This is a genomic window from Geodermatophilus sp. SYSU D00742, from assembly GCF_054049935.1.
On the sequence record NZ_JBJGYJ010000015.1, the window covers coordinates 12,248 to 37,015 of the forward strand.

At 75.2% G+C, this 24,768-nt stretch carries 28 protein-coding genes and 1 riboswitch; of the genes, 10 read left to right on the forward strand and 18 right to left on the reverse strand.

Annotation, left to right across the window (positions count from 1 at the left end; translation table 11 throughout):
* Positions 1-25: 25 nt before the first annotated feature.
* The gene (locus ACI78V_RS12215; RefSeq protein ID WP_456851170.1) at positions 26-472 is read left to right on the forward strand and encodes a hypothetical protein; all 447 of its coding nucleotides are present in this window, start codon (positions 26-28) and stop codon (positions 470-472) included.
* A 7-nt stretch (positions 473-479) separates the two neighbouring features.
* Here the strand turns inward: ACI78V_RS12215 and ACI78V_RS12220 are convergent, their stop codons facing one another.
* From ACI78V_RS12220 to ACI78V_RS12230, 3 genes are read right to left on the reverse strand one after another with little or no spacing between them, the layout of a single operon-like run.
* Positions 480-1,031: a GXWXG domain-containing protein gene (locus ACI78V_RS12220; protein WP_456851171.1), complete on the reverse strand. Its 552-nt coding sequence runs from the start codon at positions 1,029-1,031 to the stop codon at positions 480-482.
* The gene (locus ACI78V_RS12225; protein ID WP_456851172.1) at positions 1,028-1,858 is read right to left on the reverse strand and encodes a pentapeptide repeat-containing protein; all 831 of its coding nucleotides are present in this window, start codon (positions 1,856-1,858) and stop codon (positions 1,028-1,030) included. Before ACI78V_RS12225 ends, ACI78V_RS12220 begins: the two co-directional genes overlap by 4 nt.
* Positions 1,859-1,875: 17 nt before the next feature.
* Entirely contained in the window at positions 1,876-2,085 is a 210-nt protein-coding gene (locus ACI78V_RS12230; protein ID WP_456851173.1) for a DUF4177 domain-containing protein, read from the reverse strand.
* A gap of 75 nt (positions 2,086-2,160) precedes the next feature.
* On the opposite strand from ACI78V_RS12230, the gene ACI78V_RS12235 reads away from it, so the two are divergent.
* Positions 2,161-2,538 carry a VOC family protein gene (locus ACI78V_RS12235; protein ID WP_456851174.1) on the forward strand — a complete coding sequence of 126 codons (378 nt, stop codon included), beginning with the start codon at positions 2,161-2,163 and terminating at the stop codon, positions 2,536-2,538.
* A gap of 5 nt (positions 2,539-2,543) precedes the next feature.
* Here ACI78V_RS12235 and ACI78V_RS12240 read toward each other — a convergent pair whose 3' ends face one another.
* Positions 2,544-2,960 (reverse strand): hypothetical protein, encoded by a 417-nt coding sequence (locus ACI78V_RS12240; protein ID WP_456851175.1) that lies wholly within the window; start codon positions 2,958-2,960, stop codon positions 2,544-2,546.
* Positions 2,961-3,021: 61 nt separating this feature from the next.
* Between ACI78V_RS12240 and ACI78V_RS12245 the strand changes: the two genes are divergently transcribed.
* On the forward strand, positions 3,022-3,396 hold the full coding sequence (locus ACI78V_RS12245; RefSeq protein WP_456851176.1) for a DUF2784 domain-containing protein: 375 nt from the start codon (positions 3,022-3,024) through the stop codon (positions 3,394-3,396).
* Here the strand turns inward: ACI78V_RS12245 and ACI78V_RS12250 are convergent.
* From ACI78V_RS12250 to ACI78V_RS12275, 6 genes are all read right to left on the reverse strand, one after another.
* Positions 3,386-4,114 carry a DUF72 domain-containing protein gene (locus ACI78V_RS12250; protein ID WP_456851177.1) on the reverse strand — a complete coding sequence of 243 codons (729 nt, stop codon included), beginning with the start codon at positions 4,112-4,114 and terminating at the stop codon, positions 3,386-3,388. The two genes, ACI78V_RS12245 and ACI78V_RS12250, sit on opposite strands and share 11 nt — an antisense overlap.
* Positions 4,115-4,131: 17 nt before the next feature.
* Positions 4,132-4,980 carry an SDR family NAD(P)-dependent oxidoreductase gene (locus ACI78V_RS12255; protein ID WP_456851178.1) on the reverse strand — a complete coding sequence of 283 codons (849 nt, stop codon included), beginning with the start codon at positions 4,978-4,980 and terminating at the stop codon, positions 4,132-4,134.
* Entirely contained in the window at positions 4,977-6,470 is a 1,494-nt protein-coding gene (locus tag ACI78V_RS12260) for a flavin-containing monooxygenase (protein WP_456851179.1), read from the reverse strand. Before ACI78V_RS12260 ends, ACI78V_RS12255 begins: the two co-directional genes overlap by 4 nt.
* A 61-nt stretch (positions 6,471-6,531) precedes the next feature.
* On the reverse strand, positions 6,532-7,182 hold the full coding sequence (locus tag ACI78V_RS12265) for a TetR/AcrR family transcriptional regulator (protein ID WP_456851180.1): 651 nt from the start codon (positions 7,180-7,182) through the stop codon (positions 6,532-6,534).
* The gene (locus tag ACI78V_RS12270) at positions 7,179-7,817 is read right to left on the reverse strand and encodes a class I SAM-dependent methyltransferase (protein ID WP_456851181.1); all 639 of its coding nucleotides are present in this window, start codon (positions 7,815-7,817) and stop codon (positions 7,179-7,181) included. The genes ACI78V_RS12265 and ACI78V_RS12270 overlap by 4 nt, the downstream gene beginning before the upstream one ends.
* A gap of 124 nt (positions 7,818-7,941) precedes the next feature.
* Positions 7,942-8,814: an aggregation-promoting factor C-terminal-like domain-containing protein gene (locus ACI78V_RS12275; RefSeq protein ID WP_456851182.1), complete on the reverse strand. Its 873-nt coding sequence runs from the start codon at positions 8,812-8,814 to the stop codon at positions 7,942-7,944.
* Positions 8,815-9,041: 227 nt separating this feature from the next.
* Positions 9,042-9,189, reverse strand: a riboswitch (cyclic di-AMP (ydaO/yuaA leader).
* Between the two features lie 195 nt (positions 9,190-9,384).
* Here ACI78V_RS12275 and ACI78V_RS12280 point away from each other — a divergent pair.
* Together ACI78V_RS12280 and ACI78V_RS12285 are read left to right on the forward strand one after the other, a co-directional pair.
* The gene (locus ACI78V_RS12280) at positions 9,385-10,533 is read left to right on the forward strand and encodes an LLM class flavin-dependent oxidoreductase (protein ID WP_456851183.1); all 1,149 of its coding nucleotides are present in this window, start codon (positions 9,385-9,387) and stop codon (positions 10,531-10,533) included.
* Positions 10,530-11,150: an FMN reductase gene (locus ACI78V_RS12285; RefSeq protein ID WP_456851184.1), complete on the forward strand. Its 621-nt coding sequence runs from the start codon at positions 10,530-10,532 to the stop codon at positions 11,148-11,150. Before ACI78V_RS12280 ends, ACI78V_RS12285 begins: the two co-directional genes overlap by 4 nt.
* A gap of 27 nt (positions 11,151-11,177) precedes the next feature.
* Here ACI78V_RS12285 and ACI78V_RS12290 read toward each other — a convergent pair whose 3' ends face one another.
* The gene (locus ACI78V_RS12290) at positions 11,178-11,903 is read right to left on the reverse strand and encodes an AmiS/UreI family transporter (protein ID WP_456851185.1); all 726 of its coding nucleotides are present in this window, start codon (positions 11,901-11,903) and stop codon (positions 11,178-11,180) included.
* Positions 11,904-12,101: 198 nt separating this feature from the next.
* Positions 12,102-12,368, reverse strand: coding sequence for a hypothetical protein (locus ACI78V_RS12295; RefSeq protein WP_456851186.1), 267 nt, complete (start codon positions 12,366-12,368; stop codon positions 12,102-12,104).
* A gap of 122 nt (positions 12,369-12,490) precedes the next feature.
* On the opposite strand from ACI78V_RS12295, the gene ACI78V_RS12300 reads away from it, so the two are divergent.
* Positions 12,491-12,658: a hypothetical protein gene (locus ACI78V_RS12300; protein WP_456851187.1), complete on the forward strand. Its 168-nt coding sequence runs from the start codon at positions 12,491-12,493 to the stop codon at positions 12,656-12,658.
* 60 nt (positions 12,659-12,718) lie between these two features.
* Here ACI78V_RS12300 and fmdA read toward each other — a convergent pair whose 3' ends face one another.
* The 6 genes from fmdA to ACI78V_RS12330 all read right to left on the reverse strand — a co-directional run bounded on the left by fmdA (position 12,719) and on the right by ACI78V_RS12330 (position 20,183).
* Positions 12,719-13,972 (reverse strand): formamidase, encoded by a 1,254-nt coding sequence (fmdA, locus tag ACI78V_RS12305; RefSeq protein ID WP_456851188.1) that lies wholly within the window; start codon positions 13,970-13,972, stop codon positions 12,719-12,721.
* 83 nt (positions 13,973-14,055) lie between these two features.
* Complete coding sequence (locus tag ACI78V_RS12310; protein WP_456851189.1) at positions 14,056-14,334, reverse strand: FmdB family zinc ribbon protein; 279 nt, start codon at positions 14,332-14,334, stop codon at positions 14,056-14,058.
* 166 nt (positions 14,335-14,500) lie between these two features.
* A complete protein-coding gene (locus ACI78V_RS12315; RefSeq protein WP_456851190.1) occupies positions 14,501-16,075 on the reverse strand; it encodes an FMN-binding glutamate synthase family protein in 1,575 nt (524 codons plus the stop codon).
* Between the two features lie 28 nt (positions 16,076-16,103).
* Complete coding sequence (locus ACI78V_RS12320) at positions 16,104-17,699, reverse strand: gluconokinase (RefSeq protein ID WP_456851191.1); 1,596 nt, start codon at positions 17,697-17,699, stop codon at positions 16,104-16,106.
* Between the two features lie 83 nt (positions 17,700-17,782).
* Positions 17,783-18,649: a hypothetical protein gene (locus ACI78V_RS12325; RefSeq protein ID WP_456851192.1), complete on the reverse strand. Its 867-nt coding sequence runs from the start codon at positions 18,647-18,649 to the stop codon at positions 17,783-17,785.
* Between the two features lie 202 nt (positions 18,650-18,851).
* Entirely contained in the window at positions 18,852-20,183 is a 1,332-nt protein-coding gene (locus ACI78V_RS12330; protein ID WP_456851193.1) for an MFS transporter, read from the reverse strand.
* Positions 20,184-20,409: 226 nt separating this feature from the next.
* Here ACI78V_RS12330 and ACI78V_RS12335 point away from each other — a divergent pair, with 226 nt between their 5' ends.
* The 4 genes from ACI78V_RS12335 to ACI78V_RS12350 all read left to right on the forward strand — a co-directional run bounded on the left by ACI78V_RS12335 (position 20,410) and on the right by ACI78V_RS12350 (position 24,758).
* Complete coding sequence (locus ACI78V_RS12335) at positions 20,410-22,062, forward strand: flavin-containing monooxygenase (protein WP_456851194.1); 1,653 nt, start codon at positions 20,410-20,412, stop codon at positions 22,060-22,062.
* Positions 22,063-22,183: 121 nt separating this feature from the next.
* Positions 22,184-22,585: a cupin domain-containing protein gene (locus ACI78V_RS12340; protein WP_456851195.1), complete on the forward strand. Its 402-nt coding sequence runs from the start codon at positions 22,184-22,186 to the stop codon at positions 22,583-22,585.
* Positions 22,586-22,756: 171 nt separating this feature from the next.
* The gene (locus ACI78V_RS12345; RefSeq protein WP_456851196.1) at positions 22,757-24,058 is read left to right on the forward strand and encodes a hydroxyacid-oxoacid transhydrogenase; all 1,302 of its coding nucleotides are present in this window, start codon (positions 22,757-22,759) and stop codon (positions 24,056-24,058) included.
* A 124-nt stretch (positions 24,059-24,182) separates the two neighbouring features.
* The gene (locus tag ACI78V_RS12350; RefSeq protein WP_456851197.1) at positions 24,183-24,758 is read left to right on the forward strand and encodes a glycosyltransferase; all 576 of its coding nucleotides are present in this window, start codon (positions 24,183-24,185) and stop codon (positions 24,756-24,758) included.
* The last annotated feature ends 10 nt before the right edge of the window (positions 24,759-24,768 follow it).

Consider the following 24,768-nt stretch of genomic DNA (forward strand, 5'->3'; position numbering starts at 1 on the left):
GGCCCGCGTCGCCGACGGTTGCGGCGTGGACCCCTTCCGTGGCCTGGGCATGCCCCGCATCCCCGGCCTCTCCGAGCTGATCAGCACGCTGCAGGCCCAGACCGAGGCCCTGGCCCAGCTGCCGCGGACGCTGACCGACCTCAACACCGCCGTCCGTGAGCTGATCGCGGCCACCCGCGTCGCCACCGAGACCATCAGCTCGGCGCAGCGGACCGCCGAGCGGCTGGAGACCCTCGTGGAGGAGCTCGAGGACCCGGTGCGGGCGCTCAAGCCGGGTCTGGAGCGGGTGGGCAAGGTGCTCGACGACCCGGCGATCGAGACGGTGCCCGACACCCTGCGGCGGGTGTCGGAGGACCTCCTGCCCCTCGTGCACGGCCTGCGGCAGGCCAGCGACCGGCTCGGCTCGGTCACCGGCATGCTGCGCCGCCGCGGCCGGCGGGGAGAGGCGGCCGAGGAGGCGCCCGAGCCGTGAGCCCGGCTCAGCCGGCGTCCCGCTCCAGCACGAAGAAGTACGGCTCCGGCAGGCCCCGCAGGTCCATGAGGCCCAGCAGGACGTCGGCGGTGACCGCGCGCAGGACGTCGACGACCGGCAGCCGGTCGTAGACCACCGCGGCGGTGACCACCCCGCGGTGCGCCACCGCGCGGATGCGCGCCGCCGGGCGCCGGGTGCGCAGCAGCGGCCGGGCGGCGGCGAACGCGAGCCGGGCCGGCCCGCTGGCGGCCAGGCGCGGGGCGCGGCGCAGCAGCGTCAGCGGAGCCGGCGCCGGCTGCACCGGGCGGGGCCGGCCCGCCCGGTCGGTGAACAGCAGCGGGTGCACCGTGTCGGCGTCGACGACCTCCTTGCCCCACCAGCCGTGGGCGGTGAGCAGCCCGTCCAGCCGCGAGCCCGTGGGGAGCTCGGCGCCGCGCCAGCGGCCGACCACGGCCTCCGGGGCGACGGCGGGCAGCCGGTCGAAGAAGGCCAGCGCGTCCACCGGCGCGGCCCTCCCGCGGTGCCGGGCCAGCCAGCGGACGGCGTCGTCCCCGGTCACCGGACGCCCCAGTGGCCGGGGGGCTCCAGCCCCGCGGGGAGGCGCGTGGCCGCGTCGCCGCGGGCGGCGGCGACCTGCGGGCGGGTGAGGAAGAGGGCGCCGGAGAGGTCCGCGCCGCGCAGGTCGGCGGCCCGCAGGTCCGCACCGAGGAGGTCGGCCGCGGTCAGGTCGGCACCGCGCAGGTCTGCACCGATCAGGTAGGCGCCGCGCAGGCTGACCCCGCGCAGCGCCGTGCGTCGCAGGTCGGCGCCCATGAGGTCGGCGTTGCGCCGGTCCCGCGTGCCCCCGCGGCCGCGGACGCCGGCCCGCGCCAGCTCGCTCACCGAGGTCAGCAGCGCACCGGCCTCCGCGCGCAGGGCCGCGGTGTCCACCCCGGCCAGTTCACCGGCCGGCGCGCCGGTGAGCCGCTCGGTGCGGTCGCGGGCCGCCGTCAGCTCCCGCCGCAGCGGCGCGGCCGCCGGCAGGGCCAGCGCCTCGGTCAGGTACCAGAGCAGCTCGTGCAGCTGCCGCTGCACGCCGAAGGCGGCGAACACCGACGCGGCGCGGTCGGGGTCACCGCGCCAGTCCCGGCCGCCGAAGGTGACCTGCACCGTCTGCTGGCCGGCCCCGAAGCAGTCGAAGACGGTGCAACCGGGGAACCCGCGCTGGCGCAGGTCGGCGTGGATCCCGCAGCGGGAGTCGCCCTGCAGGTGCGGGCAGGCCCGGCCGGCGGGCTTGTCCAGGGCGAAGTCGGCCGACGCGGCGAAGGCCGGCGCCACGCAGCACAGCCCCGCACAGCGCGAGCAGTCCGCACGGAGCCCGGCCCGGGCGTCGGCGGCGTCAGGCACGGGCTCCTCCGGGTGGATCAGGTGGTGGGGCGCTCGAGGGTGACCAGCACGCCCTCGACGCCGCCGGGACCGATCCGGCCCTTGACCTCCACCGAGGTGATCGCCTTCAGCTGCCACCCCTCGCGGGCGTGCTCGTTGAGCACCTTCTCCAGCTTGTCACCCGACATCTTCCCGCCGAGGAGCCCCTCCCGGAGCTCGACCACCCTGTACTCGTAGCGCTGGGCCACCGGTCCTCCTCGCGTCGGCACGGCCGGTCGCCCTGTCCGTGGACGCCGGTCTGCCCTGATGATGCCGTGGTGGACGTGCTGAGCAGCAGGATCCTGCTGCGCCCGACCGACCCGGCCCGGTCGCGGGCGTTCTACCGTGACGTGCTGGGCCTGGCGGTGTACCGGGAGTTCGGCCCGCCCGACGCCCCGGGGCTGGTGTTCTTCCTCGGCAACGGGCTGCTCGAGGTGGCCGGGCACAGCGACGAGCGGCCCCGGGGACTCGCGCTGTGGCTGCAGGTTCGCGATGCGGCGGCCGAGGTGGCGCGGCTGCGCACCGCCGGGGTACCGGTGCTGCGGGATGCCGCCCCGGAGCCGTGGGGGCTGGTCGAGGGCTGGGTGGCCGACCCCGACGGCGTCCGGATCGTGCTGGTCGAGGTGCCCCCGGACCACCCGCTGCGCCGCGACCTGCGCTGAGGAGGTCAGGGCCGCCGGGCGGCCGGCGGGCCGGCGTCGGGCCCCGGCTCGTCGGTCTCGGCCCCCGGACGGCGGACGAGGTCGGCCACCGACTCCTCCAGCCGGGCCCAGGTGGAGCTCCACTCCACGAGCGGCTCGAGGATCCGCTCGAAGACGGCGAGCTGCTCGTCGAAGGCCTGCAGCTGCGCGGTCATCGCCTGGATCTGCTGCCGCTGGCCGCGGACGGCCTTGTCGATTGCCTGGAGCTGGGCCGCCGACATCGCGCCCGGCGGCGAGGGCAGCTTCGGCAGGGAGAACGGGACGGCGCCGGCGGCCATCCCGCGGGCGCGGTCGGTGAACCCGCGCAGCTGGGTCACGAACTCCTCGACCGACCGGGGCACCCGGTTGCCCGGGTCGCGGCCACTGTCCTCGCGCTCGCTCATGCCGCCCAGTCTCCCGCTCCGGGCCTCCCGCCGCGGCCTCCCGCCGTGCCACGCTGGGAGCGTGTCCTGGGCGTACGCCGTCGCGCTGGTGCACGCGCTGGCCGTCGTGCTCATGCTGACCGGCGCGCTGCTCGCGTTGCGGTGGCCGCGGCTGGTGCTCCTGCACGCCCCCGTGGCCGCGGCGATCCTGGCGGTGCACCTCGCCGGAGCGCCCTGCCCGCTCACCGAGTGGGAGCTGGCGCTGCGCGAGCGCGCCGGCGTCGCGCCCTACACCGGCGGGTTCCTCGGCCACCACGTGTTCTCGCCGCTGGGCCTGGAGGTGGGCAGCCCCGGCGTGCAGGCGGGCATCTACACCGCGGCGCTGCTGCCGAACACGGTCGGCTACGGGCTGCTCGCCGCTCGGGCCATGCGCAGCCGGGCCCGGGTCAGCCCGTGACCAGGCCGCGCAGGCTCTCGGCGTTGCGCACGGCGTGGCCGTGGCCGTCGTTGTTGAAGTAGACGTACACGTCGCGGCCCGACCCGTCCCACTCCCCCAGCCGGTCGGCCCACCAGCGCAGGTCGCCGTCGGCGTAGGAGCCGGCGTAGAGGTGGGTGGCGTCCGGGCCGTGCAGCCGGACGTAGACGAAGGGCGCGGTGGCCCGCAGCACGCAGGGCAGGCCCGCGCCGCTCATCACGCAGTAGGCGGCCCCGTACCGCTCCAGCAGGGCGAACACCTCGTCGACGTGCCAGCTGGGGTGCCGGAACTCCACGGCGACCCGCACCCAGTCCGGCAGCAGGCCGAGGAAGTACCGCAGCCGCTCGTCGTCCCGCTCGTGCGCCGGGTGCAGTTGGACCAGCAGCACCGCACGCCGGTCGCCCAGCTCGTGCCAGCAGGCGACCAGCCGCTCCACCCAGACCTCCGGCGCGTACAGCCGCTTGGCGTGGGTGAGCCCGCGGGGCGCCTTGACCGAGAGCTGGAAGCCCGGCGGGAGACGGCGGCGCCAGCCGGCGAAGGTCGCCGTCCGGGGCCAGCGGTAGAAGCTGGCGTTGAGCTCGACGGTGCCGAACCGCCGCACGTAGTGGGCCAGCCGGTCCCGCGGCGGGGTGCCTGGCGGGTAGAGGACGCCGTCCCAGTGGTCGTAGCTCCAGCCCGACGTCCCGACGTGCACGGTCACCGGCGACCCCTACCCCGTCACCGGCGGCCCCGTGCCGCGAGCGACGTCAGGCCCGCCAGCAGCCGGCCGTAGGACCCCGGCGCGACCCGGGCGAGCAGGTCCGGGACGACGGCGCTCCAGCCGACCAGCTGGCGCGGACGCCGCCGCTCGACCGCGGTGAGGACGGTCTCCGCGGCCCTCGCGGGGTCCATGGTGAGCAGCCGGGCGAAGTCGCGCTTGCCCTGCTCCCCCTCCTCGGCGGGCACGCCCGAGCCGACGCGGGCGTCCGCCGCGATGCGCGTGCGGATCCCGCCGGGGTGCACGCAGGTGACGCCCACGCCGTCGTCGGCCAGTTCGTGGCGCAGCGCCTCGGTGAACCCGCGGACGGCGAACTTGCTGGTGGCGTAGGCCGCCTGCCCGGCCGGCGCGATCAGGCCGAAGAGGCTGGAGACGGTGACGAGGTGGGAGCCGGGGTGTGCCTTGAGGGTGGGCAGCAGCGCGTGCGTGAGCCGGACGACGGCCCGCAGGTTGACCTCCTGGACCCACTCGAACTCCTCGAGGGTCACCTGGTCGAACCGCCCGCCGAGGGCCACGCCGGCGTTGTTCACCAGCAGCGTGACCCCGGGGTGCGCCGCGGCGACGGTGGCGGCCACGCGCCGGGTCTGCTCGGCGTCGGAGAGGTCCACGACGTAGGTCGCCACGGCCCGTTCGGGGTGCGCGGTGCCGATGGCCCCCGCGACGGTCGCGAGCCCCTCGGCATCCCGGTCGAGCAGGACCAGCGAGCTGCCGCGCCGGGCCAGCCCGTGCGCGAGGGCGGCGCCGATGCCGCCGGCCGCACCGGTGACGACCGCCGTCCCGCCGGCGAACACGTAGGGGGCGAGCCTCACGCGACGACCTCCTCGGCCGCGCGGGCCGGCTGCCGCGCGGCGAACCGCACGCCCTCGTCCACCACGGGGCCGCGGCGCATGAGCAGCACGTCACGGACGTAGTTCTGGTACAGCCGCCACGGCGCGCGGGCACCCTGCCGCGGCAGCGCGGCCAGGCTGCGCCGGACGTAGCCCGAGCTGAGGTCGATGAACGGCTCGGTGCCGCCCTCGGGTGGCGCGACCGGCGTGCAGGTGGCGTGGCCGTGCGCGGCCATGTGCTGCAGCAGGCGGCAGACGTAGCGGGCGACGAGGTCGGCCTTCAGCGTCCAGGAGGCGTTGGTGTAGCCGATGGTCATGGCGAAGTTCGGCACGCCGGAGATCATCATGCCCTTGTAGGAGACCCGCTCCGACAACTGGACCGGCTCGCCGTCGACGGTGAGGTCCATGCCGCCGATCGGCAGCAGGGTCAGGCCGGTGGCGGTGACGACGACGTCCGCGGGCAGCTCGGCGCCGGACTCCAGCGCGATCCCCGTCTCGGTGAAGGTCGTGATCCGGTCGGTGACGACGTCGGCCCGGCCCTGGCGGATCGCGGTGAACAGGTCGCCGTCGGGCACCAGGCACAGCCGCTGGTCCCACGGGTCGTAGGGCGGCCCGAAGTGCGTCGCCACGTCGAACCCGGCCGGCAGCTGCTTGCGGGCCAGCCGCTGGATGAACCGGCGCATCGCCGCCGGACGACGCCGGCTGAACTGGTAGGAGGCCATGGACACCAGCACGTTCTTCCACCGGACCACCGGGTAGACCACCCGCGCGGGCAGCCGGCGGCGCAGGGCGTCGGCGAGCGGGTCACGGCCGGGGAGCGCGAGCACGTAGCTGGGCGTGCGCTGCAGCATCGTCACGTGCGCGGCGGTCTGCGCCATCGTCGGCACGAGGGTCACCGCGGTGGCGCCGCTGCCGATGACGACGACCCGCTTGCCCGCGTACTCGAGGTCCTCGGGCCAGTGCTGCGGGTGCACGATCCGGCCGCCGAAGTCCTCCTCGCCCGGGAACCGCGGACGGTGGCCCTCGTCGTAGCGGTAGTAGCCGGAGCAGACCGACAGCCAGGAACAGGTCAGCCGCACCGTGTCGCCGGTGTCGGTGCGCTGCGCGGTCACCGTCCACCGGGCCTGCTCGGTGGACCACTCGGCGGTGACCACCCGGTGGGAGAACCGGATGTGCCGGTCCACGCCGTGCTCGCGCGCGGTCTCCTGCACGTAGCGGCGGATCGACTCCCCGTCCGCGATGGCCCGCGCCTGCGTCCACGGCCGGAACGAGTAGCCGAGGGTGAACATGTCCGAGTCCGAACGGACGCCGGGGTAGCGGAACAGGTCCCAGGTGCCGCCGACGGCCTCCCGCGCCTCGAGGACGGCGTAGCTGCGGTCGGGACACTCGCGCTGCAGGTGGCAGGCGGCGCCGATGCCGGAGAGCCCGGCGCCGACGATGAGGACGTCGACGTGCTCGACGGGATCGGTCATGGCGTTCCCCCTGGCTCGGCCGGTGACCCGCACCACGGTAGTCGACACCGTGTCGATCCCCTCAACGTCGCGTCGGCTCGTCGGTCCCGTAGATGGCGCGCAGCCAGACGGCGAGCAGGACGTCGATGAGCTCGTCCTCGCCGACCGCGGGCTGCTGGCCGGCGAGCGTGCCCTGGATGACCCGCTCGTTCATCCAGTTCAGCGCCGTGGCGAGATCCCGCGCCGCCGGCCCGCCCGGCGCCGCGCCGCGGGCGCGCTCCGCCTCGATCGCCGCGGCGGTCTCGGCGACGAACCCCTCCATGACCTGCGACCACAGCTCCCGGACCTCGGCGCTGGCGGCCAGCAGCTGCGTCGCGGCCGCGGTCAGCGCCCGGTGCGCGCGGAAGGTGTCACGGACCGCCACGAGCGCCGCGCGCCAGTTCGCCCGCACGTCGTCCGACGCCCCGGCCAGCGCCGCGGCGCGCAGCTCGTGGGCCTCGGCCACGACCCGGTCGAGCAGGGCCAGGACGACGGCGTCCTTGGAGGCGAAGTAGAAGTAGAACGTCGGCCGGGAGATCCCGGCGCCGCGGGCGAGGTCGTCGACGGAGATCTCGGCCAGCGGCCGCTCGGCGAGCAGTGCCTCCGCGGTCGCCAAGATGGCCCGCTCGCGGTCGTCCCCGGAGGGCCGGCGCGCCCGGCGGCCACGGTCACGCGCCGGCGCCGGGCCGGTCACGGCAGCCGCCAGACCGTCGTCCGCCGCAGCCCCGGACCCTCGGTCTCGGTGATCTCGTAGACCGCGGCGGCAGCCAGCCGCTCGTGCGGCAGGTACGGCCGGCCCGGGTCACCGACGTACACCTCGACCCCACCGGCGGCGGCGCGGTCGAGGAACGGCAGCACCCGCTCGGTCATCTCGCGGTCGTAGCAGACGTCCCCGGCCAGGACGACGTCGATGCCGGAGAGCTCCCGGCCCAGGACGTCGCCGGTCACGCTCACCGCGTCGATGCCGTTGAGGACCGCGTTGACGCCGATCGCGGTGCGGCTGAACGGGTCGACGTCGCTGGCCAGCACCCAGCGGGCGCCGGCCAGCCGGGCGGCCAGGGCCACCAGGCCGCTGCCGGAGCCGAGGTCGAGCACCGCGCGCCCCGCGACGACCTCGGGCCGGTCCAGGACGAAGCGCGCCAGCGCCTGCCCACCCGGCCAGGCCGCGGCCCAGAAGGGCGGCGCCTCGCCGGCGCCGCCGTCCTCGGTCTCCATCGCCTCCCAGAGGGCGACCACGTCATCGGCCACGTGCAGCCGGACCTCCGGGACCGACGACGGACGCCGGACCCGGGTGTGGGCGCGGACGAAGCCGGAGGGGACGACCCTCACCACCCACCTCCCCCATCGCCTCCGGCACCGTACCCAGGGGCGACCCGGACCCGGAGACGGCTCGAGGGGCCGTCCGTCAGGACGACCCCTCGAGCCGGGCACCCGGATCGGCCCCGGGCGGGGATCAGTACCAGTTGTGGGCCTGCGAGTGCGCCCACGCGCCACAGGGGCTGCCGTACCGGTTCTCGATGTAGATCAGCCCGGCGTCGATCTGGCGGTAGCCGTCGGAGGTCTTGGCGATCCCGGTGCCGGCCCAGGTGGAGTTCAGGAACTGCGGGATGCCGTAGGCGGTGCTGGTGGGGTTCTGCGCGTTGGGGTTCCAGCCGCTCTCCTTGCCCCACAGGTTCTCCAGGCAGCTGAACTGCTGGGCGCTGCCGACCTTGGACATCGCGTACTCCTTGAAGGAGCCGCGGGGAGCGGCGGACCCGCCGCTGCTCGGCGCCGGCGCGGACGCAGGCGCGGGGGCCGCGGCCGCCCGCTCGGCGGCGGCGCGCTCGGCGGCCTCGCGCTCGGCGGCCTCCCGGGCGGCCTGCTCGGCGGCGGCGGCCTCCGCGGCGGCGCGCTCGGCCGCCGCCCGCTCGGCGGCCTGGCGGTCCAGCTCGGCCTGGTCGGCCGCGGCCTGCGCCTGGGCGGCGCTGACCTGGGCGGCCTCCCGCTCGCTGCGCGAGGCGGCGAGCTCCTGCAGCGGGGCGAGGTCGGCGGCGCCCGGGGTGGCCGCGGGGGCGGCGCCGGCCGGGGCGTCGGCGGCGATGCCGAGCTGCTCGGCCACGCTCACCGACACGCTCCGGGTCGCGGTCTCGGCCTCGGCGTCGGGCTGGCCGGTGGCCAGGACGTTGACGACGATGGCGCCGGCGGCGGCAGCGGCCAGGAAGAACGCCGGGCGGCGCCCCTGGGCCGGCAGCCGCAGGCGGCGACGGGACGGATCGGTGGTGGGGGCGGCGTCGGCGGCCGGGGTGGCGGCGTCGACGGCGGGGAACTGCTGGGTGCGGTCGGTCATCGAGGAGGGTGCTCCGGGGCGCGAGGGCGCACGCGGGCCGGCCGCTCCGGTGCGGAGGGCAGCCCGGGACGCGGCGGTCTTCGGGAGGGGTGCCGGCGGCGGTCAGGGACGCGCGCGGCCGGTCAACGGCGAGGTGGGACCAGCAGGCCGAGGAAGGGGCGCGAGGTGCGCGTGGCCGGGTGTCCCTGCGAGCCGGGTGGGCCCGTGGGAGGCATGCGGATGCTCTCCGTTCCTTCCAAGGCCGCCTACCGAGTTAGCTGACGGGTTCGGGCGGGAAGGTGCCCTACCTGCTCGGGAGCAGGATTCACCCCGGTACTACGGTGGGTCCCCGGCTCACGCCCGCGGTGCGCGGACACGACTCGGCGGCGCCCGGTCAGGCTCCCCGGCTGGGGACCAGACGACCGACCGGACCCCTCCACCGTAGGCGCCGTTACCGTCCTGTGACAATCCCAGCCGCCCCACCGGTTGCGTGACCCTCGTCGCGGCGGGGTGCCGGCAGCACCGGAATACGGCGGGGCCGGCAGTGTTGCACGCAGCAGTAGTTGCGCTCTCAACCACTTGGAGCACGAGATGCAGTTCGGGATCTTCTCGGTCAGCGACATCACGACCGACCCCACGACCGGCCGCACGCCCAGCGAGGCGGAGCGGATCCAGGCGGTCGTCACCATCGCGCAGAAGGCCGAGGAGGTCGGGCTCGACGTCTTCGCCCTGGGCGAGCACCACAACCCGCCGTTCTTCTCGTCCTCCCCCACCACCACGCTGGCCTACATCGCCGCCCGGACGCGCACGCTGCAGCTGTCGACGGCGACCACGCTGATCACCACCAACGACCCGGTGAAGATCGCCGAGGACTACGCGATGCTGCAGCACCTGGCCGGCGGCCGGGTGGACCTGATGATGGGCCGCGGCAACACCGGCCCGGTCTACCCGTGGTTCGGCAAGGACATCCGCGACGGCATCCCGCTGGCCGTGGAGAACTACGCGCTGCTGCGCCAGCTGTGGGACACCGACGTCGTCACCTGGTCGGGGCAGTACCGCACCCCGCTGCAGGGCTTCACCTCCACCCCGCGCCCGCTGGACGGGGTGCCGCCGTTCGTGTGGCACGGCTCCATCCGCTCGCCGCAGATCGCCGAGCAGGCCGCCTACTACGGCGACGGCTTCTTCCACAACCACATCTTCTGGCCGCCGCAGCACACCCAGCGGATGGTCGAGTTCTACCGGCAGCGCTACGAGCACCACGGCCACGGGGCCGCCGACCAGGCGATCGTCGGCCTGGGCGGGCAGGTGTTCATGCGGCGCAACAGCCAGGACGCGATCGCCGAGTTCCGTCCGTACTTCGACAACGCGCCGGTCTACGGCCACGGCCCCTCGCTGGAGGACTTCTCCCGCGAGACGCCGCTGACCGTCGGCAGCCCGCAGCAGGTCATCGAGCGCACGCTGGGCTTCCGCGACTACGTCGGGGACTACCAGCGGCAGCTGTTCCTCATCGACCACGCCGGCCTGCCGCTGAAGACCGTGCTCGAGCAGCTGGACATCCTCGGCGAGGAGGTCGTGCCCGTGCTGCGCCGGGAGTTCGCCGCCCTGAAGCCGGCGCACGTGCCCGACGCCCCGACCCACGCCGCCCGGGTCGCCGCCCGCGGCGGGGCGCAGGACCCGACCGTGCACGCCGCCGGCGACGACGTCACCGGGCGCACCGCCGAGGAGGTGCCGGCCCGATGACCACCCGCACCCTCGCCGTCGTCAGCGCCGGGCTGGGCACGCCGTCGTCCACCCGGCTGCTGGCCGACCGGCTCACCACCGCCACCGTCGACGCCCTGCGGACGCGGGGCGACGACGCCACGGTCGAGGTCGTGGAGCTGCGCACGCACGCCCGCCACCTCGCCGACGACCTGGTGACCGGGTTCGCGAACGAGTCGCTGCAGACGGCGATCGACACCGTCGTCGGCGCCGACGGGCTGATCGCCGTCACCCCGGTGTTCTCCGGCTCCTACAGCGGCCTGTTCAAGACCTTCTTCGACGTCCTGGACAGGGAGTCGCTGACCGGCAAGCCCGTGCTGCTCGGCGCCACCGCCGGCACCGCGCGGCACTCGCTGGTCATCGAGCACGCGATGCGGCCGCTGTTCGCCTACCTGCGCGCCATCGCCGTCCCCACCGGGGTGTTCGCCGCCCCCGAGGACTGGGCCGGCGACGGAGGCGTCGACCGGGCGCTGGCCGTCCGCGTCGAGCGCGCCGCCGGCGAGCTGGCCGACCTGGTCGCCGGCCGGCCCGCCTCGGCCCGCCCGGCGGACCCGTTCACCGACTTCACGCCGTTCGACGAGCTGCTCCGCGGCACCTGACCGCCCGGCCGCGGTGCCCGCGACCGGTCAGGTGGTGCCGTGGGTGTCCGTGCGCCGTGCGCCGCCGCGCTCGGTGGTCTGCCGCGCCACCGGCACGCCCTCCGGCGCGGCCGGTGCCCCCGTCGGGACCGGTGCGGCCGGCGGCACGGCCGGCTCCGGCCGGCTGCGCAGCCGCCGGTAGGGCAGCACCAGGCTGGCGAGGAGGACGACGGCCAGCAGGACCGCCCACAGCCCGACGCGATCGGCCCAGACGCCGGTCAGCAGCAGGAACGCCGGGACGGCCGTGGTCAGCACACCGGCGACGACGGCGACCGCGCCGGTGTACCGGGTCAGGTCCTCGCGCTTGAGCCCCAGGACCAGGAAGAACAGCCCCCAGAGCACCGCCCAGTACAGCCAGATGACGCCGAAGGCGGGGTCGCGGGGCTCGAGGTAGAAGAAGTTCAGGCCCGCGTACACCACCGCGCACCCGGCGACGAAGGCCGAGAACCAGCCCAGCCCGGTGCCGTCGAGGTCGGCCAGCAGGTTGATCCCGACGTAGAGGTACGTGAAGCCGAACAGGTAGATGCCCGACGCCCCCAGGATCGCGGCCGGGTCCCCGCCGGAGTTGACGATCAGGTAGGTGGGCGTGAACACCTGCAGCGCCCCCACGAACAGGTTGAGCGGCGCCGCGGCGCGGGCGTCCACCCTCCCCAGGAGCATCAGGCCGTTGACGACCAGGACGGCTCCCACGTACAGCAGTCCGACGGCTCCCATGTGCGCTCATCTCCTCGGGTCCCGCGACGGTGCGGTGGTCCCCCGTGAGGCGTGCCGGCGCTGCGCGACCGGTCGGCGGACAACGATCGCGCCGCGCCCCTGTCGCGTCAACGGCGTGCGGAACGGGTCCCGGATCCGCCGGCCGACCGACGCGGCGCGCCCTCTCGACCGGCCTCCGGGAGCCGACGCACCGCCGCGTCAGCCGGCGCCCGAGCCCCCGGCCCCGCGCGCGGACGCCCCGCCCCGGTCGTCGCCGTGGTCGTCCGCGAGCGCCTCGTCCAGCAGCGCGGCCAGCCCGGCGAGGGACCGGTGCGGACCGTCGGTGCGCAGCACCACGGGGTCGGCGTCGGTCCCCCGGTCGTCGTCGGACAGCGCGCGGTCGAGGTCCGCCGCGGTCCGCAGCGCGGTCCTGCCGAAGCGGTCCACGGCCTCGTGCCGCTCGATGCGCGGGAACTCCTCGGCCACGGGACCTCCAGGGACGGGCACGGTCGGTGACGTCCGGCCACGGTTCGGGACGGCGCACGGGGGTACTACCCCAGACGGCCTCGAACACCCGGCGGCCGGGGACGGAACACCGAGGAGCACCCGTGGACAGCCGGATCGAGGTCTGCTGGACCTGCATGCCCTGCGAGGTCGGCGGCCAGGACGCCGTCGACGACGACCGCCCCGGGCCCATGTGCTGGAACTGCGGTGGGCCGGTGACTGTCACCGCCCGGCCCACGGTCCGGCGCCTCGCCGAACCGGACGCCGCCTGAGGACGGCGCCCGGTCCGGGGAGGCGCGGTCAGCCGGCCCGGACCGGCGCCCGCCGTGCGGTCACGACGTCACGGCGCACTGACCCCGGTCGGCGCGCACGGGACCCGACGCCGACGGACGGATGTCGAAGTCGAAGATCGCCGTGGGCAGGTAGAGGGACGCGCAGGCGTTCGGGATGTCGACCACCCCGCTGATGCGGCCCTCGATGGGCGCCGAGCCGAGCAGCAGGTACGCCTGCTCGCCCGAGTAGCCGAACTTCTCCAGGTACCGGACGGCGTTCAGGCACGCCCGCTTGTAGGCCAGCGTCGCATCCAGGTACTTGTTCGTGTTGGTCTCGTGGTCGACCGAGACCCCGATGAAGGTCAGGAACTCCGAGTAGCGGGGCTCGACGTTGCCCGGCATGAACACCGGGTTGGTGGTCACGCCGTAGGTCTCCATGCCGCCCTTGATCAGGTCGATGTGGAAGTCGATGAACCCGCCCATCTCGATGGCGCCGCAGAAGGTGATCTCGCCGTCGCCCTGGCTGAAGTGCAGGTCGCCGCCGGAGAGCTTCGCGTCCTGGACGTGCACCGGGTAGAAGACCCGCGAGCCCCGGGAGAAGTTCTTGATGTCGTGGTTGCCCCCGTTCTCGCGGGCCGGCACCGTGCGGGCGCCGTCCCGGGCGATGCCGTCGAGCACGTCGCCGCTGGCCGTCCCGCCGAGGGTCTGGTCCTCCAGGGGCGGCAGCGCGAGGGCCGGCACCCGGTCGGGGTCGGTCGCGATGAGCGCCCGCTCCCGCTCGTTCCACCTCGCGAGCAGGTCGGCCGACGGTGCCGTGCCGAACAGCCCGGGGTGGGTCAGCCCGGTGTACCGGACACCGGGGATGTGGCGCGAGGTGGCCACCTGGCCCTGGAAGTCCCAGATCGCCTTGTAGGCGTCCGGGAAGTAGTCGGTCAGGAAGCCACCGCCGTTGACCTTGGCGAAGATGCCGGTGTAGCCCCAGCCCTGGCCGGGGGCGTCGCCGTACTCCTGCGGCGCCTGGACCGGCCCCAGGTCGAGGATGTCGACCACGAGCAGGTCGCCGGGCTCGGCGCCCTCGACGCCGATCGGCCCGCTGAGCATGTGCGCCCGGTTCAGGTCGACGTCGCGGACGTCGTTGGCCGAGTCGTTGTTGCCGATCTGGCCGTCGGTCCACTCCCGGCACTCGACCCGGATGCTCTGCCCGGGCCGCACCATCGTGGCGACCGGCACGTCCGGGTGCCAGCGGTTGTGACCGGGTACGGCCTGGTCCCGCATGGACTTGGCCTGGTCGACGGTGAACACCACGTCTGGCATGTCGCCACTCTCCGATCTGCGTTGATGGTGAGCGTCAGCCCGTGGGGAGACGGGCCGTCCAGGGGGACGCGGGCCCGGGGCCGTCAGGGCCGGGGCAGCGCGTCCCATCGCGGGTCGCGGGGCGCCGGGCGGCCGGCGGCCCGCGGCACCGCCGTGGTCACGGTGGGCGCGTCCGCACTCGCCTCCTCGCGCAGCCGCGCGGCGGCCACCGGGGCGGCGGTGCGGCGGAGCAGGGGTGCGGTGTAGACGCGCCGGCCCTCCCGGCCGCACGCGGGACACCGCCCGGTGCTCTCGGCGGTGCCGATGGGACGGCGGACCTCCCAGGGCCCGCAGGTGTCGCACCGGTAGACGTAACCCGCCATGGAGGTCCTCCGGGGCTCGGGACCACAGGTGAACGGCGAAGCTAGCGGCCCGGGGGTGCCGGGCGGGCTCCACGGGGGCCTCCGGGCGCGGGCCGATCGGGGCGGCACGCGCGTCGCTACCCCGGGGCGCGCGGGCGTGACCGCCGGTGGACCGTTCCCGGAGCGGTCAGCCGGTGGCGTCGGGTGAGGACGGCGCCGAGCCGCCCTGTGGCCCGCGTCCCTCCATGAGCGCCACCACCGCGGCGCGGTCCTCGGCCGAGGGCAGGCCCCAGTCCGGCTGGTAGCCGTGGACCTCCGCCAGCGGCGTGGAGGCCGTGCGGCCGGTCAGCACCTCGACCGCGTCGGGTCCGATCAGGCCCGGGTGCAGCACCCCGCAGGCCTCGGCGACCTTGAACAGGTCCCGGCGCAGCGTCTCGACGTAGTTGGCCGCCCGCACCGACTTCAGCCCCGGGTCCAGCCCGTGGGCCAACCACGGGTTCTGGGTGGCCACCCCGGTCGGGCAGGTGTCGGTGTGGCACTTCTGCGCCTGGATGCAGCCGATGGCCAGCATCGCCTCGCGGCCGACGTTGACCATGTCGCAGCCGAGTGCGAACGCGACGATCGCGTTGTCGGGCAGGCCGAGCTTCCCCGCCCCGATGAAGGTCACCTGCTCGTGCAGCCCCGCACGGGCGAAGGTCGAGTAGACCCGGGCGAAGCCCAGCTGGAAGGGCAACGACACCGAGTCGGTGAAGATCAGCGGCGCGGCGCCGGTGCCCCCCTCGCCGCCGTCCACGGTCACGAAGTCCACGCCGCGGCCGGTGCGGCTCATCAGGTCGGTGAGCTCGTGCCAGAACCCCATGTCGCCGACGGCGGACTTGATGCCCACCGGCAGCCCGGTCTCGGCGGCGAGCAGCTCCACCCAGTCCAGGAGGCTGTCGACGTCGGAGAACTCCGCGTGCCGCGAGGGGCTCACGCAGTCCACGCCCTCCGGGACGCCGCGGGCGGCGGCGATCTCCGCCGACACCTTGGCCCCCGGCAGCACCCCACCCAGGCCGGGCTTGGCGCCCTGGCTGAGCTTGATCTCCAGCGCCCGCACCGGCGCCGAGGCGACGAGGTCCTTGAGCCGGTCGAGGTCGAACCGACCGTGCTCGTCGCGGCAGCCGAAGTAGGCGGTGCCGATCTGGAACACCAGCTCGCCGCCGTGCCGGTGGTGCACCGAGATGCCGCCCTCGCCGGTGTTCTGCAGACAGCCGGCCAGCGCGGCACCGCGGTTGAGCGCCTCGACCGCGGCCCCCGACAGGGAGCCGAAGCTCATCGCCGAGATGTTCACGACCGACGCCGGGCGGAACGCCCCCGCCCGGCCGCGCGGGCCACCGACCACCTTGGCCGCCGGCAGCGTCACGTCGTGGGCCGACATGGGGGACGACGGCGGGACGGCGGACCCGAACGTCTTGTGGTTGATGACCGGGTAGCCGGCGGTGTACTCGAGGTCGTTGTCGGTGCCGAACCCGAAGTAGTTGTTCGCCTTCTTCGCCGAGGCGTACACCCAGCGGCGCTGGTCGCGGGTGAACGGGCGCTCCTCGTTGTTGCCCGCGACCAGGTACTGGCGCAGCTCCGGGCCCACCGACTCCAGCAGGTAGCGCGCGTGGCCGATCACCGGGAAGTTGCGCAGCAGCGTGTGCTCACGCTGCAGCAGGTCACGGGCGGCGACGGCCGCGACGGCGGACAGAGCGGCGGCTGCGGCACGGGACCCGCGCTTCATGGCGGTCACCCTGCCACGGGACCGTTCCTCACGGTGGGTCGGCGGCCGCCGCGGCGGCGTCGGCGGGCGGGCCCCACCCGGGCGGGTCGGCGGGGTCGTCGAGCTCGTCGAGCGTGGACAGCACGTCGGCCAGCGCCTGGGTCGAGCGGTCGACCAGCGGGCGCAGCCGCGCGTAGAGGGCGACCTCCCCGGGGTCGGGCACCACCGGGTCGCGGACCTCCACGAGCGCGGTGGCCGCGTCGAGGTCGGGCAGCGCCCCCAGGGCGTGCAGCCCGAGCAGGCACGCGCCCAGGCCGGTGCCCTCCGGGGACTCGGCCACCCGCACCGGGAGGTCCAGCGCGGACGCGAGGGTGCGGACCCAGAGCGACGAGGCCACCGCGCCGCCGGTGGCGCGCACCTCCCGCACCGGCAGGTCGGTCGTGGCGAACGCGTCGCGGACCAGCGCCAGCTGCTGGCAGACCCCCTCGACCGCGGCCCGCACCAGGTGCGGACGGCGGTGCTCCCGGCGCAGCCCGATGTAGGCACCGCGCAGACCCGACCGCCACCACGGCGCCCGCTCCCCCAGCAGGTAGGGCAGGCAGAGCAGCCCGGCGCTCCCGGCCGGCGCCTGCGCTGCCTCGTCCAGGAGCCGCGCGTCGAGCGCGTCGGCGTCCTCACCCTCGGGCTGCGGCGTGCCGAAGCCGGCGGCCAGGGCGTGCGCGGCCCAGCGCACCACCGAGCCGCCGTTGTTCACCGCACCGCCGACCACCCAGTGCTCGTCGGTGAGCGCGTAGCAGAACAGCCGGCGCCCCGGGTCGACGGTCGGTCGCGGGACGACGACCCGCATGGCCCCGCTGGTGCCCAGGGAGACCGCCGCGACGTCCGGCCGCACCGCCCCGATGCCGAGGTTGGCCAGCACGCCGTCGGCCGCACCGACGACCACCGGCAGGTCGCGGGGCAACCCGGTCGCCGCGGCCACCTCGGGGCGCAGGCCGGGCAGCACCGCCGTCGTGGGCAGCACGTCGCCGAGCTGGGCGGGGCGGACCCCGGCGATCGCGGTCGCCTCGTCGTCCCACCGGGCGGTGTGGATGTCGTACAGGCCGGTGGCGGAGGCGCACGACCGGTCCACGACGTGCCGGCCGCCGTGCAGGGCCGCGACCACGAGCTCCTTGACCCCGCCCCAGCGCGGGGTGCGGGTGACCAGGTCGGGGTCCTCGGCCCGCTCCCAGGAGAGCTTCACCAGCGGGGACATGGGGTGCACCGGTGTGCCCGTGCGGGCGTGCAGGTCCGCGGCCCGGCCGTCCTCGACCAGCGCCGCCGCCCAGCGGGCCGCCCGGTCGTCGGCCCAGGTCACCAGCGGGCCGAGCGGCACGCCGTCGTCGTCCATCGGGACCAGCCCGTGCATGGCGGCGCTGAGGCCGACCCCGACCACGCGGTCGCCGCGTTCGCGGGCGCGTGCGGCGACCGCCGCGAGGGCCTCCACGGCGGCCGCCTGCAGGCGCCGGGCGTCGAGCTCGGCGCGGCCGGGTGCGGGGACCAGCAGCGGGTAGCCGACGCTGACGACGTCGCGCACCCGCCCGTCGGTGCCGGCGGTGACCGCCTTGGTCGCCGTCGTCCCCGAGTCCAGCCCGACGACGACGTCCACGACGACCCCCTGACCGGCTCCGCTGTCCTGCCGCGATCGTGCTCGGCGGGAGCGCGGGCCGCCAGGCGGGCGCCGCCGGGCGCTCAGGAGGCCAGCTGCTCCGCGGGCTGCGGTGGCTCGCCGGCCCGGGCCTCGGCGAGCAACCCGGCCAGGGTGCCGACCGCGTCGTCGAGCTGTGCGGCCAGGCGGCACACGGCACCGCGGGCCTCGCCGGTCAGCCGGTCGTGCTCGGCCCGGGCCTCCGCGAGCAGCCGCGCCCGCTCGGCGTCGGCCTCGGCGGCCAGCCGCTCCCGCTCGGCACGCGCCTCCGCCGCCAGGCGTTCCCGCTCCTCGGCCGCCTCGACGGCCAGCCGGTCCCGCTCGGCGGCGGCCGCGACGATGATCCGGTCGGCCTCCGCCGCGGCCTCCCGCAACCGCACCGCCGCCTCCTCGCGGACGGCGCGGGCCTCCTCCTCGGCCCGGCGGCTCTCGGCGAGGGCGGCGTCCTTGACCTCCGTGGCCCGGTGCAGCAGGGCGTCGGCCTCCGCGCGGGCCTCGGCGCGCAGCCGGTCGGCCTCCGCGGCTCCCGCCTCGGTGAGCCCGGCGGCCTCGTCGGCGGCCAGTCGCAGGATCTCACCGACCCGCTCGGAGGTCTTGACCAGCTCGCGGCCCTCGGGTGAGCAGGCCAGCAGCCGGCGGGAGATCTCCAGCTCCGCCGAGCAGGTGCCGTAGCGGGAGAGCAGGTCGTCGTTCTCCCTGCGGGTCGCGGTCAGCTCGGTCTCGGCCCAGGAGACGTAGTTGTCCACCTGCAGCCGGTCGTAGCCGCGCAGGGCCGTCCGGAACAGCGGCCGGCCCTCCAGGATGGTGTCGAGGTCCCCGGCGAGGTTGGGGCGCCGGTGCGCGCCCGCTCCGCCCGGGGGGTCGGCCTCCCGGACGCCGTCGGCGACCTCGACCTCGTCGTGTCGGAACACCGGGGCCTCCCTCCTGCCGCGGCGTGCGGCCGCGTCCGGGTCATGGACCGGCCGGACGCCCGGACAGCTCGATGTCGTGCTGGCGACCGCACGGTGCCAGACGGCGGCGGCCCGGCAGCGGGCCGCGATCGCGGCTGGCGGGGCTCCCCGGCGTAGCTCGCCACCCCGTACCGGAACGGCTACGGCCGGTGAGGCGGTGGACTCAGCGGTACGCGGAGCCGCCACGCATCCGGGCGCCGACGGCCACGTGGAGGGGGGCGAGGACGACGCCGTCCCGTGCGAGCCGCTGGCGCAGCTGCCGCCGGTGCCGGAGCACCCCCACGAGGCCGATCGCCCAGAACACGTACTGCACGGCGAAGGCGGCACGGAAGGCATCCAGCGAGTAGTCGGTCGAGGCGCCGGGGGTCAGCACGTCGAGCACCGCGCCGACGGCGAGGATGGTGAGCAGCGAGGCCAGGAAGCCGCCGACGTTCACCACGCCGCTGGCGCTGCCCTGCCGCTCGGCCGGGTTCCAGGTGCGGGCGAAGTCGAAGCCGATCATCGAGCCGGGCCCGTTGGTGCCCAGGACGACGACCAGCAGGACCAGCAGCGGCAGCGGCGCCGGGCCGGGCCACAGCAGGACGACGGTCCACGTGGCGGCCGTGAGCGCGAGGATCGAGAAGACCAGCGCCGACCGGCGCAGCGGCCAGTGCCCGCAGAGCCGGCCCAGCAGCGGTCCGACGAGGATGCCGACGACGACGAGCAGGGTGAGCAGGCCGGCCGCGGTGGCGGGGCTGCGGTCCTGGCCGACCACGAGGAAGGGATAGCCCCAGAGCAGCGCGAAGACCGTGCCGGAGAACTGGGTGACCAGGTGCGTGTACAGGCCGATCCGGGTGCCCGGCTCGCGCCACGTGAGCGCGAGGCTGCGCCGGACCTCCGACAGCCCGGCGGGGGTGGCCAGCTCGGTGCCCGGCGGCGCGTCCCGCAGGGCGAGGACGACCAGGACGGCGACCAGCACCCCGACGGCCGCGGCCCCGAGGAACGTGGCCTCCCACGACGTGGAGTGCAGCAGGGCCACCAGCGGATAGGCGGCGACGATCTGCCCGAACTGGCCGAGCATGCCGGTGAGCTGGGTGATCAGCGGCACCGTCGGCCCGGGGAACCAGAAGCCGATCACGCGCAGGACGCTGACGAAGGTCATCGCGTCGCCGGCCCCGACCAGCACCCGCGCCGCCACGGCGGTGGGGACGTCGCCGGCCAGGGCGAGCAGCGCCTGCCCGGCGGCCATGGTCACCGCGCCGGCCAGGATCAGGTTCCGCGAGCCGAAGCGGTCCAGGGCGACGCCGACCGGCACCTGCATGCCGGCGTAGACCACCAGCTGCAGCACCAGGAACAGCGAGACGGCGGAGGCGCCCGCGGAGAACCGCTCCTGCGCCTCCACCCCGGCGACGCCGAGGGAGGCCCGGTGGAAGACGGCGACGGCGTAGGCGGCCAGCGCCACCAGCCACACGGTGTAGGCGCGGGCCGTCGGGCGGGTGGCGGTCTCCGGGGTCACCCCAGAGACGACGTCTGCCCGGCGCGGGTGCTTCCGCCGCCGGGGGTGAGATCCCTCACCGGCCTCCGCACGCACCGGGCTGCATCCGCCCTTGACCAGCGGAGAACGCGACTCCTAGCTTGTGTGACCCAGGACACAGCGGCGTGCGCAGCCGCCGGTCCCCCCGCTCCCGCGACCCGGGCAGCCGGGTCGCGGGTCGCCCGCCCTCGACGAGGAGGACCCCTCCATGGCCCTGCCTGCCCACCAGGACACCGCCGCCCCCGCCACCGACAGCGCGACGCGCACGGTCGACGTCGTGGTCATCGGTGCCGGCTTCTCCGGCATGTACATGCTCCACCGGCTGCGGCAGCTCGGCTGTTCGGTCCAGGTCATCGAGATGGCCGACGGGGTCGGGGGCACCTGGCACTGGAACCGCTACCCCGGGGCCCGCTGCGACGTCCGGAGCATGGAGTACTCGTACTCCTTCGACCCGCAGCTGGAGCAGGAGTGGCAGTGGACGGAGAAGTACCCGACCCAGCCGGAGATCCTGCGGTACGCCAACCACGTCGCCGACCGCTACGACCTGCGCCGGGACATCCGGTTCGAGACCCGCGTCGAGTCGACGGTGTGGGACGACGACGCCGAGCGCTGGACAGTCCGCACCGACCGCGGTGACGTGCTCTCGGCGCAGTTCGTCGTGCACGCCTCCGGCTGCCTGTCGATCTACAAGAAGCCGGAGATCCCCGGGCTGGAGAGCTTCCGCGGCGACTGGTACCACACCGCCCGCTGGCCGCGGGAGGGCGTCGACTTCACCGGCAAGCGCGTCGGCGTCATCGGCACCGGCTCCTCCGCCATCCAGAGCATCCCGCTCATCGCCCAGCAGGCGGCCGACCTCACCGTGTTCCAGCGCACGCCCAACTTCGCCGTCCCGGCGCACAACCACCCCTTCCCGCCGGGCTACCAGGAGGAGATGAAGGCCCACTACCCCGAGTTCCGCGAGGACGCGCGGACCTCGATGCTCGGCATCCCGCACCCGCCGGCGGAGAAGGCCGCGCTCGAGGACGACGAGGAGAGCCGCCGTCGGCGGTACGAGAAGGCCTGGAACGACAAGGACAACACCCTGGTCGACCTCATGGCCGCCTACACCGACATGCTCACCGACCGGGGCGCCAACGACACCGCGGCGGAGTTCGTCCGCGAGCGGATCCGGGAGATCGTCCAGGACCCGGACGTCGCCGAGACGCTGTGCCCCAAGGACTACCCGATCGGCACCAAGCGGATCTGCGTGCACACCGACTACTACGAGACCTACAACCGCGACAACGTCCACCTGGTCGACCTGCGCAAGACCCCGCTGGTGGAGATCACCGCGACCGGCGTGCGGACCACCGACCAGGAGTACGAGTTCGACGCCCTGGTGCTGGCCACCGGCTTCGACGCCCAGACCGGCGCGCTCACCTCGATCGACATCCGGGGCCGCGGCGGGCAGAGGCTCACCGACCACTGGGCGGCCGGACCGCGCACCTACCTGGGCATCGCCGTCGCCGGGTTCCCGAACGCCTTCGTGATCACCGGGCCACAGAGCCCCTCGGTGCTGTCGAACATGATGGTCTCCATCGAGCAGCACGTGGAGTGGGTGTCCGACGCGATCCGGTACGTCCGCGAGCACGGCCTGCGCACCATCGAGCCCACCCCCGAGGCCGAGCAGAGCTGGGTCGACCACAACGCGGAGGTCGGCGACGCGACCCTCTTCCCGACCGCCAACTCCTGGTACATGGGCTCCAACGTCGAGGGCAAGCCCCGGGTCTTCATGCCCTACATCGGCGGGGTGGGCCCGTACCGCGAGCGGTGCGAGGAGGTCGCCGCCAAGGACTACGAGGGCTTCGTCCTCGCCGGGTGAGCGGTCGACTCCCTCGTCGGGACAGGACTAACCGTGCACGTCGGCGGGCAGGAGGACCGCCGTCCGCCGGGGCCGGCCGGCCCCGGCCGCACGAGACCGTCCGACGAGAGGAGCGCCCTCGATGGCGTCCGTCATCCACTACACGATCGCGACCGAGGCGGAGAAGTCCGCCGACTTCCGCCGCGTCCTGTGGACCGGGAAGAACACCCAGCTGGTGATCATGACGATCCCGCCCGGCGGCGAGATCGGCGAGGAGGTGCACGAGGACATCGACCAGATCCTCACCTTCGTCAGCGGGACCGGTGAGGCGCGGATCTCCGGGAACACGAAGAAGGTCGCGCAGGGTGACCTCGTCGTCGTGCCGGCCGGGACCAAGCACAACTTCGTCAACACCGGACCCAACCCGCTGGTCCTCTACACCGTCTACGGCCCGCCGGAGCACGCCGACGGGGCGGTGCACAGGACCAAGGAGGAGGCCGACGAGGCCGAGGAGTCGGGCCGGGACGAGCCGCCGACCGGGTGATCCCGTGGTGGGGGGGGGGGGGGGGGGGGGGGGGGGGCCCCCCCCCCCCCCCCCCCCCCCCCCCCACCCCCCCTCGCCGGGCTGGCCGACCTCCGGCCACGGCAGCAGACTCGCAGGTGCCACACGGACCGTGCCACCGACCGCCGCGACGTCCGAGGAGGGGCCCCGCCCATGTCCGCGACCTCGTCCACCTACGCCCCCGCCCACCCCGAGAGCGTCTTCACCTACGGCGCCCCGCAGCTGAAGTTCGGCTCCGGCGCCTCCGACGAGATCGGCTACGACCTCAGCCTCACCGGGGCGCAGCGGGTGCTCGTCGTCACCGACCCCGGCGTGGCCGCGACCGGCCACCCGCAGCGGGTCGCCGACCAGATGACCCAGTTCGGCATCGAGGCGCACGTCTTCGACGGCGCGCACGTCGAGCCCACCGACGAGAGCCTGCAGACCGCGGTCGACTGGGCCCGGGGACGCGGGCCCTGGGACGCGATCGTCGCCGTGGGCGGTGGGTCGAGCATCGACACCGCCAAGGCGATCAACCTGCTCACCACCAACCCCGGCGGGCTCATGGACTACGTGAACAAGCCCGTGGGCGAGGGCCGGGCGCCGGTGAACCCGCTCAACCCGCTGGTCGCCGTCCCCACGACCACCGGCACCGGGGCGGAGAGCACGACCATCTGCGTGCTCGACGTGCTGGAGCTGAAGGTGAAGACCGGGATCAGCCACGCCCGCCTGCGGCCGACCATGGCCGTCGTCGACCCGGCGCTGACCCGCAGCCAGCCCGCCGGGGTCACCGCGGCGTCGGGTATGGACATCCTTTGCCACGCCCTCGAGAGCTACACCGCGCGCCCGTACACGACCTTCGAGCACAAGCGGCCGGAGGAGCGGGTGCCCTACTGCGGCGCCAACCCGATCGCCGACATGTGGGCGGAGAAGGCGATGTCGCTGCTGGCCGGGTCCTTCCGCACCGCCGTCCGCCACGGCGAGGACGAGGACGCGCGCGCGGCGATGGCCATGGCCGCCACCTTCGCCGGGATGGGCTTCGGCAACGCCGGCGTGCACATCCCGCACGCCAACGCCTACCCGATCGCCGGCCGCGTCAAGGACTTCCACCCCAAGGACTACCCGGCCGACGAGCCGATGGTCCCGCACGGCATGTCCGTCGCCCTCACCGCACCCGAGGCGTTCCGGTTCACCTTCGACGCCGACCCCGAGCGGCACCTGCGCGCCGCCCGACTGCTGGACCCGGGCGCCGAGCAGACCGACGACCCCGCGGAGTTCCTCCCCGCGGTGCTGACCGCCCTCATGCGCGACATCGACATCCCCGGCGGGATCGGGGCGGTCGGCTACGACGAGGGCGACATCCCCGACCTGGTCGACGGCACGATGAAGCAGCAGCGGCTGCTGGCCACCGCGCCCAAGGAGGTCACCGAGGAGGACGTCGCCGGGATCTTCCGCCGCTCCCTGAGCCTCTGGTGAGCCCGGTCGTCCGGGGCTGACCGGCCCCTGACCTGGTCGTAGGACTCCCGTCCAGGTGCGTGGCCGACCGGCGGGCTGGTCCAGTGGACCCGGGGGCCGACGGGGGGCAACGGGAGGACGGGCCATGGCGACGACGTGGGTGGGTGCCGCGCGCCCTCTGCTGGGCGTCGCACCACTCGAGCCGGCCGGTGGGATCGACACGCTGCTGACCGCCTTCGGGCTGCTGGCCGACGACCGGCCCGGCCTGTGCCTGGAGGTCGTCGGCGGCGGCCCGCTGCGCCACGCGCTGCCGGCCCTCGCCGCGGAGCTCGGGCTGGACGACGCCGTGCGCTTCCGGGGCCCGCTGCCCGACGCCGCGGTCCGGGCCGCGGTGCACCGCTGCGCCGCGCTGGTACTCCCCCACCGGACCCCCTGCGGCCGCGAGATCCCTCCGCCGGCGCTGCGGCACGCGCTGGCCAGCGCGCGCCCCGTCGTCGCCACCCCCGCCGGCGCGCCCCCGCTCCTGGTCCGCCACGGGCAGACCGGTCTGCTCGTCGCACCGGACGACCCGGCCGCCCTCGCCCTCGCCCTCGCCGGGCTGCTCGACGACCCGGTGCACGCCGCCGGCCTCGGGGTGGCCGGCAGCCGGGCGGTGGCGGTCCTCCCACCGGCCACGGACGGCGGGTTGCTACGCCGCGCCTGGCAGCGGATCACCGGGTGAGGCGACTCCC

Coding starts and splice junctions, on each gene's coding strand:
- ACI78V_RS12275 (WP_456851182.1), bottom strand. CDS start 8,814: ATGACCGACCGCACCCAGCAGTTCCCCGCCGTCGACGCCGCCACCCCG.
- ACI78V_RS12350 (WP_456851197.1), top strand. CDS start 24,183: ATGGCGACGACGTGGGTGGGTGCCGCGCGCCCTCTGCTGGGCGTCGCA.
- ACI78V_RS12315 (WP_456851190.1), bottom strand. CDS start 16,075: ATGAAGCGCGGGTCCCGTGCCGCAGCCGCCGCTCTGTCCGCCGTCGCG.
- ACI78V_RS12310 (WP_456851189.1), bottom strand. CDS start 14,334: ATGGCGGGTTACGTCTACCGGTGCGACACCTGCGGGCCCTGGGAGGTC.
- ACI78V_RS12240 (WP_456851175.1), bottom strand. CDS start 2,960: ATGAGCGAGCGCGAGGACAGTGGCCGCGACCCGGGCAACCGGGTGCCC.
- ACI78V_RS12280 (WP_456851183.1), top strand. CDS start 9,385: ATGCAGTTCGGGATCTTCTCGGTCAGCGACATCACGACCGACCCCACG.
- ACI78V_RS12335 (WP_456851194.1), top strand. CDS start 20,410: ATGGCCCTGCCTGCCCACCAGGACACCGCCGCCCCCGCCACCGACAGC.
- ACI78V_RS12260 (WP_456851179.1), bottom strand. CDS start 6,470: ATGACCGATCCCGTCGAGCACGTCGACGTCCTCATCGTCGGCGCCGGG.
- ACI78V_RS12290 (WP_456851185.1), bottom strand. CDS start 11,903: ATGGGAGCCGTCGGACTGCTGTACGTGGGAGCCGTCCTGGTCGTCAAC.
- ACI78V_RS12340 (WP_456851195.1), top strand. CDS start 22,184: ATGGCGTCCGTCATCCACTACACGATCGCGACCGAGGCGGAGAAGTCC.
- ACI78V_RS12285 (WP_456851184.1), top strand. CDS start 10,530: ATGACCACCCGCACCCTCGCCGTCGTCAGCGCCGGGCTGGGCACGCCG.
- ACI78V_RS12345 (WP_456851196.1), top strand. CDS start 22,757: ATGTCCGCGACCTCGTCCACCTACGCCCCCGCCCACCCCGAGAGCGTC.
- fmdA (WP_456851188.1), bottom strand. CDS start 13,972: ATGCCAGACGTGGTGTTCACCGTCGACCAGGCCAAGTCCATGCGGGAC.